General features: G+C 34.8%; 11 protein-coding genes. 9 read left to right on the top strand and 2 right to left on the bottom strand.

Annotated features, from left to right (window positions below; all coding sequences use genetic code 11):
* The first annotated feature begins 10 nt into the window (after positions 1–10).
* The gene (locus JDW14_09400) at positions 11–910 is read left to right on the top strand and encodes a helix-turn-helix domain-containing protein (protein QQD65473.1); all 900 of its coding nucleotides are present in this window, start codon (positions 11–13) and stop codon (positions 908–910) included.
* 99 nt (positions 911–1,009) lie between these two features.
* Here JDW14_09400 and JDW14_09395 read toward each other — a convergent pair whose 3' ends face one another.
* Both JDW14_09395 and JDW14_09390 read right to left on the bottom strand, forming a co-directional pair.
* A complete protein-coding gene (locus tag JDW14_09395) occupies positions 1,010–1,780 on the bottom strand; it encodes an IclR family transcriptional regulator (protein ID QQD65472.1) in 771 nt (256 codons plus the stop codon).
* A gap of 137 nt (positions 1,781–1,917) precedes the next feature.
* Positions 1,918–2,796 carry a carbohydrate ABC transporter permease gene (locus JDW14_09390; GenBank protein ID QQD65471.1) on the bottom strand — a complete coding sequence of 293 codons (879 nt, stop codon included), beginning with the start codon at positions 2,794–2,796 and terminating at the stop codon, positions 1,918–1,920.
* A gap of 253 nt (positions 2,797–3,049) precedes the next feature.
* Between JDW14_09390 and JDW14_09385 the strand changes: the two genes are divergently transcribed.
* From JDW14_09385 to JDW14_09350, 8 genes are all read left to right on the top strand, one after another.
* On the top strand, positions 3,050–4,027 hold the full coding sequence (locus JDW14_09385; GenBank protein QQD65470.1) for a sugar ABC transporter permease: 978 nt from the start codon (positions 3,050–3,052) through the stop codon (positions 4,025–4,027).
* Positions 4,028–4,059: 32 nt separating this feature from the next.
* Positions 4,060–4,710, top strand: a complete 651-nt coding sequence (locus tag JDW14_09380; GenBank protein ID QQD65469.1) for a DUF624 domain-containing protein — start codon at positions 4,060–4,062, stop codon at positions 4,708–4,710.
* Between the two features lie 15 nt (positions 4,711–4,725).
* On the top strand, positions 4,726–6,225 hold the full coding sequence (locus JDW14_09375) for an extracellular solute-binding protein (protein QQD65468.1): 1,500 nt from the start codon (positions 4,726–4,728) through the stop codon (positions 6,223–6,225).
* A 139-nt stretch (positions 6,226–6,364) separates the two neighbouring features.
* Positions 6,365–7,645 carry a glycoside hydrolase family 28 protein gene (locus JDW14_09370; GenBank protein QQD65467.1) on the top strand — a complete coding sequence of 427 codons (1,281 nt, stop codon included), beginning with the start codon at positions 6,365–6,367 and terminating at the stop codon, positions 7,643–7,645.
* Positions 7,646–7,679: 34 nt separating this feature from the next.
* On the top strand, positions 7,680–9,182 hold the full coding sequence (locus tag JDW14_09365) for an extracellular solute-binding protein (protein QQD65466.1): 1,503 nt from the start codon (positions 7,680–7,682) through the stop codon (positions 9,180–9,182).
* Between the two features lie 122 nt (positions 9,183–9,304).
* Entirely contained in the window at positions 9,305–10,093 is a 789-nt protein-coding gene (locus JDW14_09360; protein QQD65465.1) for an alpha/beta hydrolase, read from the top strand.
* A 243-nt stretch (positions 10,094–10,336) separates the two neighbouring features.
* Positions 10,337–11,281, top strand: coding sequence for a pectin esterase (locus JDW14_09355; GenBank protein ID QQD65464.1), 945 nt, complete (start codon positions 10,337–10,339; stop codon positions 11,279–11,281).
* Between the two features lie 23 nt (positions 11,282–11,304).
* Positions 11,305–11,724 carry a hypothetical protein gene (locus JDW14_09350; GenBank protein QQD65463.1) on the top strand — a complete coding sequence of 140 codons (420 nt, stop codon included), beginning with the start codon at positions 11,305–11,307 and terminating at the stop codon, positions 11,722–11,724.
* Positions 11,725–11,753 lie beyond the last annotated feature (29 nt).

Raw genomic sequence — 11,753 nt, 5'->3', positions numbered from 1 at the left:
GGAGGAGTGTATGAAAATGACAAAAATCAGAGGTTCTAGGATTAATACGATGATTTCTGATCAATTTGAAATATGGCATGTTGAAGATGAAGTGACCAACGAAAAAGCGATATATCATTATCATGACTACTATGAAATACATGCTACTCTTACCGGGACGGCAGAATTTTTTATTGAGGGTGAAATTTTTACTATATCGCCAGGAACTATACTATTAATACATTCGAATGATTTGCATCGAATTTTAAAGCAAAACTCAGATTATTTTGAGCGAGTATATATTTTTGTGACACCATATTTTTTAGAAAAACATTCAACGATATTGAGCAATTTAGAAAATGCTTTTAAGCCTTCAATATCGAATAATCATAGAAGTAAAGTGATTAAAGTGTCATTGGAAGTGCTAAAAGAACAACTACATTTTGTTACTGAAACATCTAATAATGCGAATAAACAAGAATTTGGCTCTGAAATTTCATTAGAAAATCGGGTGGTTGATTATATAGTTGAGATTAATCGATGGGTGAATGATCAGGAAAATGTTGAGGAGATAAACGGTAAGAGAGATAGCGAAATGGAAGGAATGATTAATTATGTTTCAGAAAATTTAATTTCACCTTCATTGACCTTAGAGGATATGGAATCTCATTTTTTTATAAATAAATATCATATTATTAGAGAATTTAAAAAATATACAGGACTATCCTTTTATCAATATGTTTTAAAAAGACGATTATTACTTTCAAAACAGTTGTTATTAAAGAATCCATCCGCTATAGAGGTATTTTCAGAATGTGGATTTGCTTCCTACACTAATTTTTTACGAGCATTTAAAAAAGAATTTAGTATGACACCAAAAGAGTTTTTAAAACAAAGCGTAAACGATATGATTCGTATCAATCATATGTAAAAAATTCTTCTGGTGTAATAAGAATTAGGGGCATCACTTGGAACTATCATCTAGTTATAAATGATGCCTTGAATGGTACTAATGTTGGCCTTCTTCTCTTTATAGTACCATCTTTTCGATTAATTCTTTTGTCTCCAAAACACGGTTAATAAGAGTTTGTTTTAGTTCATCGGTTAAGCGATAATAAGGGATAGTGACACTAAAAGCATACTGAGCAGTTGGTTCATTTGCTGTATGGATGGCAGCGCCAATGCAATATAAATGATTTTCAATTTCACGATTGTCCGTTGCGAAACCTTGTTGTCTTACAATCTGAATTTCTTGTGTAAGTATCGATTTATCAGTAATCGTTTGATTTGTAAACGGCGTTAGATGAATCGTATCAATATAAGCCTTTTGTCTTTCAATTGAGAATGTACTAAGAATTGCTTTTCCCATTGCAGAACAATACAATTCTCTTGTACCACCGATTTGCGAGAGCATTTGCTTATTATTTTCTGGAGAGCTAAATTTGTTAATATAGAGCATTTGATTATCTTTTAACATCCCGAGGTGTACAGTTTCATGAAATTCGTCAAATAATGCTTTTAAGGCAAAATAAGAATCGCGAATAATATCAAACTGCATTAAGGCGGCGTTTGAATACTGAATGAGTGCAATGCCTAGTGAAAATTTTTTGTCAACAGGGTTACGCTGTACATATTCAATTAATTGTAAGGTATCAAGGATTTTAGATGTGGTGCTGACAGTGTATCCACATTCTTGAGCAATTGTATTTAATGCTAGAGGTTCAGATGACTTAGCTATAACATTGATGATATTTGATGCTTTTAATAATACTGTTCCGTAAACAGGGGTTTCGTTCGCCATAATTATTCCTCCATAACACTGCGTGTATAAAATGCTCCAACTTCTATTATAGGCAGAGATTTCATTTCAGTCAAAAATCAAAATAGAAAAGGGTCATGTAAAGATATAATTAAATTCTTTACGTGACCCTAAAATTATTATCCCTTAACCGAGCCGACAAGGGCCCCTTTGACAAAATATTTTTGAATGAAAGGATAAACGATGAGCATTGGTAAGGTTGCGATAACAATGACTGCCATCTTTACAGATTGTGCGGGTGGTACCACCTCAAACATACTTCCATCGACTTGTAAGCCACTTGAAACAATGACGATTTGACGTAATAAGACTTGAATTGGCCATTTTTTGGAATCGTTAATATATAGAATTGCTTGCATATAAGTATTCCAGTATGAAACAGCGTAGAATAATGAAATGGTTGCAATGGATGGTAATGCTAAAGGAACCATAATTTTAGAAAATATAGTCCAATGCGATGCACCATCAATTTTAGCTGATTCTTCTAAGCTATCAGGTAATGCTTGGAAGAAGTTACGCATGATAATTAAATTGAATGCATTGACAGTGACAGGCAAAATTAATGCTAGATATGAGTTTAATAATCCTAAACTTTTAACAACTAAAAAATGTGGAATCATACCACCGCTAAATAGCATAGAAAAAACAATCATAAAGTTGAAGAAACTGCGACCGTATAAATATTTTCTGGATAAACCGTAAGCCATTAAACTTGTAACAATCATACTTGTGAGTGTCCCGAAAAAGGTAATTCCAATTGAAACAGCCAGTGATCTAAAAATAGTTGGTGTTGATAAAATATACCGATAAGCATCTATTGAAAATGTTTCAGGAAATAGTATAAACTTTTTCCGAGCCATTTCAGCTGGCGTAGCAAATGAACTAGCGATAATATTTAAAAATGGAAATAGACACGCTGCGGCTAATAATGTTAAAAATATATAATTGCATACTGTAAATATTTTATATCCAGTACTTTGGTTTGAACGATTGTTCATAGGAATTCCTCCTCATAATTATTTTCTTATACTTATATTTTAGCAAGTGGAAGCCGTTACAGAAACAATCATTTTGTGGATATAAAAGGAGAGGTGACGGAAGATTCAAAAGTTTTTAAATGACCACCGTAAAAAAATTTCATATATAAACGCTGATATTAAAGGGTTTTCAATGTATCCAATGAAATGATTATTAACAAAATAGAAAACGCTTGCTATACTAAATTCAAAATTACAAGGAGGTATACAAGTTATGGAAAATTCTATAACACAACCCTTTGCTCCGTTATCAAAAGCAAAGCTAAAGCAACTAGATAAAGAGTTAAAACTGAGAAAAAGAAAATCTGTTTTGACTAATGCAGCTCTTTATCTAATGATTTTGCCAGGGGTATTATATTTTATCATATTTAAATATGTTCCGATGGGTGGAATCATTATTGCGTTTCAAGATTATCAACCATTCTTGGGGATTAAAGGTAGTCAATGGGTAGGAATGAAGCACTTTATTCGTCTGTTTACAGAACCAACATTTAGAACATTACTTGTGAATACATTGTATTTCTTTGTGTTGAATATTGTCTTCTTCTTTCCGCTGCCAATTGTATTAGCATTATTATTGAATGAAGTTAGGCATAAAGCGTTCAAAAAGATAGTGCAAACAATTATTTATATTCCGCATTTTATGTCATGGGTAATTATTGTTTCTATCAGTTTTGTATTATTATCAATGGACGGTGGAATGATTAATGAAGCTTTAACCTATTTGGGACTTAATAAAATTCCATTTTTAACTTCAGCGAATTGGGCTGGTGTCGTTTATACAGCACAAATTATTTGGAAAGAGTTAGGCTGGTCGACGATTATCTATTTAGCAGCTATTACAGCGGTGGATACTCAACTATATGAAGCGGCAGATATCGACGGCGCAACGCTATTACAAAAAATGTGGCATGTTACATTGCCGGCTATACGTCCAGTAATCGTGACTTTATTAATCTTAAAAGTCGGAAATATCTTAAATTTAGGCTTCGAACACATGTATTTATTAGTGAATCCGCTTAACCGAGAACGAACTGAAATATTTGATACTTATATTTATACAGCGGGATTAAAAAACGGACAATTAAGTTTTTCGACAGCAATGGGATTGTTCAAAGGTGTTGTTGGCTTCATAATGGTTTCAATTACTAATAAGATAGCAAATATGTTAGGTGAAGATGGCGTGTATTAATTTATGAAAGAAAGGAATCCAAGATGCTAGGAATGAAATGGAATCAATTTTGCACATGGATATTACACTTAATTATTTTGAATTGTTTGTGGTTAGGAACAATCATCTTGGGTCTTGTTATTTTTGGAATTGGTCCGGCTAGTTATGCAGTGAGTGCTACTATACGGCAATGGGTAAAAATAGGTGAATCATCAACTCCTGTAAAAACATATATGGCAAATCTTCGTCAAAATCTTAAGGAGAACATAATAAGTGGGATAATGATTACTCTGTTTATTATGATTGTAACGGTTGATTTGTTGTTCGTAAAAAATTGGGGATTTCGTGTCGGGATATTTTTAGCAATTTTTGTAGCAAGTCCGGTTATTTTACTTTATTATCCAGTGAGTGCACATTTTAATGTTGAAAATGTTAAAGAAAAAATACATTTAATCTTTCAGCTGTTTTTACGATATATTTTATTGTTTATAGTAATGTGTATTACATTAGCAGCATACGGAGCTGTAATGTTACGATGGCTACCGGCTTATTTTATCTTAATTGGATATTCAAGTATCCAATGGATTATTATGATGTTTTTAAAAAATATTTATATAAAGGAACAAGTATGGGACGTTTCGCAAGAGGAGGCGGATATATTATTGGGCGAAACGGTCGAACAAGTACTAGATAAAAAAGGATAGAGGAGAAAAGAGAAAATGGCATCAAAATTTAGAAAAGCAACGATGGCGTTAGCATTAAGTACATTAATTGCAGGTCCATTGTTTAATATACAAAATGTATTAGCAGCAGAAGAACGTCCAACAATTACCTGGATGAATATGTTGCATACCGCATCGCCACCAAACAATGTGATTGAGGAATTACTAGAAGAGTATACCAAAACGAACTTAGATATTACGTGGATACCAGATGCATCGAAAGAAGAACGATTAACAACAGCCTTAGCGTCGAACGATTTAGCAGATATCGTTACCATCACACTAATGAAAAATTCATCCGTACGTAACGCAATGAAATCAGGAATGTTTTGGGATGTTAAACCTTACTTAAAAGATTACCCTAATTTAGCAAAAATTTCGGAAGACCGTATTAAAGCCGCTTCAATTGAAGGCAAGCTATATGGTATTCCTTTCCAAAAAGCTTATGCACGTGGAGGAATGACTTTACGTAAAGATTGGTTGGACAATTTGGGATTAGAAGTACCAAAAACCATGGATGAATTATACGAAGTATTACGTGCGTTCACATTTGATGATCCAGATGGAAATGGGAAAGATGATACCGTTGGTTTAGGTGACCGAAATGATTTACGTTACAGTAGTTTTAAAACATTTGCCTCATACTTTGGAGCACCGAATGGTTGGAAAGTAACCGATGAGGGTAAATTTATCCCTGAGTTTGAAACGGAAGAATATATGAAAACTATGGATTTCTCACATCGTTTATATAAAGAGGGAATATTACAACAAGATTTTGCAGTAACAAGTAAAGCAGACCAAGATGACCAATTTGTCAATGGGAAAACAGGTGCGTATACCGGTATTGTAAGTATTAATGGACACCGTAATAAGATGGCAGCAGCATTGGGTGAAGGTAACTTTGAACTTATTCCGGTTAATAAAATTGACGGTGTGGGTGATGGCAATTACCACATTTGGTCAGAAGGAAATGGTGTAAATGGAGTATTAGCGTTCCCGGTGACCAATGTGAAGACAGAAGAAGATTTACGTGTATTATTAAAATTCGTCAATGATTTAATGGATGAAGAAGCGTATATGTTAATGACTGGAGGAATTGAAGGAAAACACTATGAGTTTGATGATGAAGGTGTTTATAAAATTATTGATTCCGACTTATGGGGACAAGAAGTACAACCATACTCAGGTTCACGACCAAATGAAATTGATATTACGTTAAAATCAGGATATGAAGGGAAACGATTATCCGATGAAATGATACGAGAAAACGATAAATTTGCAGTGATGGACCCATCTGTGCCATTAGATTCAGCGACAATGAATGAACGTGGTTCAGAATTAACTAAAATAATCGAAGATGCGACGGTACAATATATTATGGGAGAAATCGACAAAGACGGTTTCCAAGAAGCTGTAAAACGTTGGAGAGACCAAGGTGGTACACAAATTATCTCAGAATATGAAGAAGCTTATAAGTTATCACAAGAAACTGAGTAAATATCAATAGAAGAAAAGTAAATAGATGATAGGCCAGGAATGGGTGCTGAGTAGTAGATGTTAACAAACAAATCTGTCAGCACCTCTTTGCCTATCTTGTTTAAATAATGTTTTAGTATATTGGAAAGGAATCGCAATTATGGTAAAAATAACTGATTTCGGCGCTTCTACAAAGCATTCACATGAAATCAATACAGCTGCAATAAATGATTTGATTACGAAAATTAGTCAAGAAGGTGGGGGACGAATTGAAGTTCCTGCAGGCAAGTTTAAGGTAACATCTCTGGAATTAAAGTCAAACATTGAATTTTATATTTCTCCAGGAGCGACGCTATTTTTTGAAACTAATAGTTTTGATTATCCTGTGGTAAACGCCCGATGGGAAGGTGTTGATTGCGCGGTTTATCGCTCATTATTATATGCAGAACACGCTGAAAATATCTCAATTATCGGTACAGGAACAATTGAAGGAAATGGACATGATTGGTGGAAAGTTTTTAGAGAGAAGTCAACAGAATTAAAATATCCTCGACCAACAACAATTTGTTTTAACCAGTGCGATAAAGTGAAGATTGAGGGAATTACAATTAACAATTCCCCTAGTTGGACAGTGCATCCGTTAAAATCTAATAATGTTTCTGTAAATGGTGTATCAATCATTAATCCAAACAATTCGCCTAATACAGATGGGATAAATCCAGAATCATGTAAAAATGTTCGCATTTCAAATTGCTATATTGATGTTGGAGATGATTGTATTGCAATAAAGGCTGGAACAGAGGGTGCCTTACAGCGTATTTCTTGTGAAAATATTACGATTGAGAATTGTAACATGCTACATGGACACGGCGGTATTGTGATTGGTTCAGAAATGAGTGGCGATGTAAAAAATGTTGTCGTTTCAAACTGTGTATTTAATCAAACAGACCGTGGTATTAGATTGAAAACACGTCGCGGACGTGGTGGTACGATTAAGAATATTATTTTTAATAATATCATTATGGACGGTGTCATGTGTCCGATTGTTATGAATTTATATTATTTCTGTGGTCCGGGTGGAAAAGAAAAATATGTGTGGGATAAAAATCCATATCCAGTTACAGAAGAAACACCTAGCATTCAGAATATTACCGTTTCCAATGTTAAGGCGATTAATGCGACTGCAGCGGCAGGATTTATTTATGGACTGCCAGAAAGTGTCATAGAAAACATTCAGTTTTCAAATGTTGAAATTACGATGATGACTGAGGGGACACCGGATTTTCCTGCGATGATGACCGATTTGCCGAAGATGTCGCAAGTTGGATTTTGGGTAGGAAATGCGAAACATATCGATTTAAGTGGTGTTAATTTAATCAATGTAAAAGGTGAAGCATATCAACTATTTGATACTGAAAAGGTGAATTTGCCAGTGCAGTAACTATCAATAATCATAATAGAGGAGAAAAGAGAAAATGGCATCAAAATTTAGAAAAGCAACGATGGCGTTAGCATTAAGTACATTAATTGCAGGTCCATTGTTTAATATACAAAATGTATTAGCAGCAGAAGAACGTCCAACAATTACCTGGATGAATATGTTGCATACCGCATCGCCACCAAACAATGTGATTGAGGAATTACTAGAAGAGTATACCAAAACGAACTTAGATATTACGTGGATACCAGATGCATCGAAAGAAGAACGATTAACAACAGCCTTAGCGTCGAACGATTTAGCAGATATCGTTACCATCACACTAATGAAAAATTCATCCGTACGTAACGCAATGAAATCAGGAATGTTTTGGGATGTTAAACCTTACTTAAAAGATTACCCTAATTTAGCAAAAATTTCGGAAGACCGTATTAAAGCCGCTTCAATTGAAGGCAAGCTATATGGTATTCCTTTCCAAAAAGCTTATGCACGTGGAGGAATGACTTTACGTAAAGATTGGTTGGACAATTTGGGATTAGAAGTACCAAAAACCATGGATGAATTATACGAAGTATTACGTGCGTTCACATTTGATGATCCAGATGGAAATGGGAAAGATGATACCGTTGGTTTAGGTGACCGAAATGATTTACGTTACAGTAGTTTTAAAACATTTGCCTCATACTTTGGAGCACCGAATGGTTGGAAAGTAACCGATGAGGGTAAATTTATCCCTGAGTTTGAAACGGAAGAATATATGAAAACTATGGATTTCTCACATCGTTTATATAAAGAGGGAATATTACAACAAGATTTTGCAGTAACAAGTAAAGCAGACCAAGATGACCAATTTGTCAATGGGAAAACAGGTGCGTATACCGGTATTGTAAGTATTAATGGACACCGTAATAAGATGGCAGCAGCATTGGGTGAAGGTAACTTTGAACTTATTCCGGTTAATAAAATTGACGGTGTGGGTGATGGCAATTACCACATTTGGTCAGAAGGAAATGGTGTAAACGGAGTATTAGCGTTCCCGGTGACCAATGTGAAGACAGAAGAAGATTTACGTGTATTATTAAAATTCGTCAATGATTTAATGGATGAAGAAGCGTATATGTTAATGACTGGAGGAATTGAAGGAAAACACTATGAGTTTGATGATGAAGGTGTTTATAAAATTATTGATTCCGACTTATGGGGACAAGAAGTACAACCATACTCAGGTTCACGACCAAATGAAATTGATATTACGTTAAAATCAGGATATGAAGGGAAACGATTATCCGATGAAATGATACGAGAAAACGATAAATTTGCAGTGATGGACCCATCTGTGCCATTAGATTCAGCGACAATGAATGAACGTGGTTCAGAATTAACTAAAATAATCGAAGATGCGACGGTACAATATATTATGGGAGAAATCGACAAAGACGGTTTCCAAGAAGCTGTAAAACGTTGGAGAGACCAAGGTGGTACACAAATTATCTCAGAATATGAAGAAGCTTATAAGTTGGCTCAATCATCAGAACAATGAATTCAGTTCTAACATTGAATGACTTATTAGGGGATCGCCCTAATAAGGGTGATTTCTCCTATTCTTTGATAAGTCAAAACAGAATAAGTAATTATGACATCTATTATTTTCGAGTGAATTTATTGAATAATGAAGATGTAATTGTACAGCTAACAATGCCAATTTTCAAAGATTTAACAGCTTCGATACCATTAGTTCTATGTCAACATTCGCATGGTGGAAATTATACATTAGGTAAGCGTGAAATAATCGAAAGCAATCATTATTTACAACCGAAGAGTTACGCGGAAGAATTATCCAAATTAGGTTGTGCAACGATTTCAATTGATGCACGAGGATTTGGTACACGTCACCAATTCACAGAATCGGAGTTGGTTAAAGAAGCGCTCCTTTACGGGCAAACGTTGTGGGGTCTGATGTTATATGATTTACAATATTTATTAGACTTTATTCAAGTGATGGATTTAATAAATCCGTCTCAGATTGGGGCTCTGGGGATGTCCATGGGAGGCTTAATGAGTTGGTGGCTTGCTGCAATTGATGAACGTATTGAATGGGTGGTGGACATAGGTTCCCAGCTCCATTTGGAAACATTAGTTGAACAGAAAAAATTGAACAAGCACGGACATTATTATTATGTACCACGATTGTTGAGATATTTTACAACTGAACAAATCCAAGCAAAAATTGTCCCCAGAGCACGTTTAACGTTAGTAGGGAATCAAGATGGTAATTGTCCGATAGAGGGAGTTCATTTTCTACATCAATATTTAGAAAGAATTTATGCCAACGAACAAGCAATTCAAAATTGGGATACATTTATTGATGCTGGGGGACATGAAGAAACTCCAGGAATGCGAAAGAAATGGATTGAATTTGTTAAGCATCAAATAGGAAATAATAAAACATAGTGCGACAACGATCGTTTTGAAATGAATCACTGGAATCATTCTGCAAACATTGGTAATATGCCTCAACCTGCTGAAGTAAAAAAACGAAGGGATCTAATACTACAAGCTATTTGCGAAGTAGGCGTTGTGGCAGCCTTAAGAGTGACATGGAATAAAAAGTCAATGGCATCTGCAGAGCACACATAGGCGATTGTCGAAGTGAATGCATTTTAAAGAGTTGGAGCTAAATAAGGAGAATTGAAGATGATTGTGGGATTGAGCGGTATAGCTGACTTTAGGACAATTACTGAAGCATTGGCATACTTTGGTGAAAATCCAAAAGTGAAAAGAGAATTAATTCTTTTAGAAGGAACCTATGAAGAACGTTTAGTTATTCAAATAGATAATTTGTCGATGATTGGAATAGGAAATGTTCAAATAGTTGCGGGAAGATATGCACAAGAATTAGATGAAAATGGGGATATGATTGGGACATTTGCTACACCTACAGTTTATATTGAAAGTGAAAATGCACGATTTGAAAATATTACATTTGTTAATAACGCGGGGCCAGGAGAATTAGTAGGACAGGCAGTTACGGTGTTTGTTCATGCAGATAATGTATTATTTGAGAACTGTCGATTTTGTGGCTATCAAGATACGTTGTGTATTGGGCCTTTACCGGCTAAACAAGCAAGTGGGAAAGATTTTCCGAGAAAAAATAGTAGAAGATATTTTGAACAATATCGTGTATTATTTAATCAATGCTATATTGAGGGGACGATAGACTATATTTTTGGCGGCGGCAATGCGATATTCCATCAATGTGAAATTAAAAGTTTGGCTCGTATCAATCCACAAGATGTAGGATATGTTACTGCTGCTTCGACGCCGAAGGACAAAGCGTATGGCTTTACCTTTTATCAATGTTGGTTTACAAAAGAAGAAGGAGCTCAAAATGTCTATTTGGGTAGACCGTGGCGGCAATATGCATTTACAGAAATGATTGATTGTTCATTTGATGACCATATCAATTATCAAGGCTGGTCAGATTGGCCGCAACATACACCTACTGTTGATGAAGTACGTTATCGGGAGACATATAGTGATTCACAATGGATAAAACAGGTAGCATACATACGACCACGATGGGTAGTAGTTGAATCAAGACAATGGACTTTATCAGAACTGATTGAACACCGATTTTAAGCAAAAAGATGGAGGAGTAAAGAATGAAACGATTTTTTTTCTGGGGTAATATTATTAATTGGACGATTATGCTGATTTTGATTGGAAGCGTAGCGAGCATCTTTAATCAGCAAACGATTGAGACGTATGAAAAAACATTGTTTCCATTTTTTAACCAAATCAACGAAACCTTAACTTTAAAAGAAAGTTTTGAATCGGTGAAAGCGATGGCAGTCACTTTTGCTATTGCTCTCATACTGACATTAATTTTCCTAATGATTGGCAATTATCTATTGAGTCGCGACCGTTATTTACTTGTAGCGATGAGTGCATTTTTATTATGTGGTGTTATTACCTTTATTGGAACACAAGGGATTTTATCAATCAATGCATTATTTTTCTGGATGTCGATGGGCTTTTGTTTGTATCGGCGCAATATTCAGTTGGAAGATGTTGAAAAATAATAATAAGACACGCAACCATAAATTATTGT

The organism is Aerococcaceae bacterium zg-252, from assembly GCA_016237705.1.
GTDB lineage: Bacteria > Bacillota > Bacilli > Lactobacillales > Aerococcaceae > Globicatella > Globicatella yangjingiae.
The sequence above is the reverse complement of the archived record's forward strand: the minus strand, read 5'-3'. Positions and strand labels throughout refer to the sequence as shown.